Genomic DNA, 734 nt, shown 5'->3' on the forward strand with positions numbered 1-734 from the left:
CAAATGTTGCCCGCTCGCGCGGGGAAGCTGTAAACCTGGTGGAGGAGCTGGTAAATAAATATCAAATTGATTGTAGCTTTAAGCGGGTGCCATGGTATTTGTTCAGCGAGACAGAAAAGAAGGACGAGACCATAAAAAAGGAGATCGAAGCTGCTGCTCATTATGGTTTATCCGTCGAGGAGTTGCACGAACTCCCAATTCCGGTAAAGGTAAGTACTGCCATCAAGGTAGAGGGCCAGGCCCAGTTCAATCCTGCTGCCTTCGTAAGAGGTCTTGCAGAAAAGATCGATAGTACCAATTGCAGGATCTTCGAAAATTCTGAAGTCTACCACATTGAAAAAGAAGAAGAATTGGTATTGTCTACTGCCACAGGAACAGTGACTGCTCAAAAGGTCATTTTAGCCACCCATACTCCCAAAGGGATCTATGGATTACAAACAGCGCTGTACCCTTACAGGGAATATGCAATTGCAGCCAAATTGAATTCCGGAGACTTCCCGGACGGAATCTACTGGGATACAGAAGCAGATTTTCATACCTCCATGCGCACCTACCGCAAAGGCAACGACAATTATGTACTCGTGCTGGGAGGACATCACAAGGTAGGGCAGGAGGATGATTACAGTCGTTTCTTTAGAAAACTTGAGCAGAATGCAAGAAGATATTTTGATGTTTCCGGAATAGAATATGAATGGAGTGCTCAGCATTATAAACCTGCTGACGGGCTTCCGTAT

At 45.4% G+C, this 734-nt stretch carries 1 protein-coding gene; it reads left to right on the plus strand.

The features are described 5' to 3' along the window. On the plus strand, window positions 1–734 hold a 734-nt coding region (locus tag HC175_RS15785; protein WP_168139387.1), incomplete at both ends, for an NAD(P)/FAD-dependent oxidoreductase.

Source organism: Salinimicrobium oceani (genome assembly GCF_012037645.1).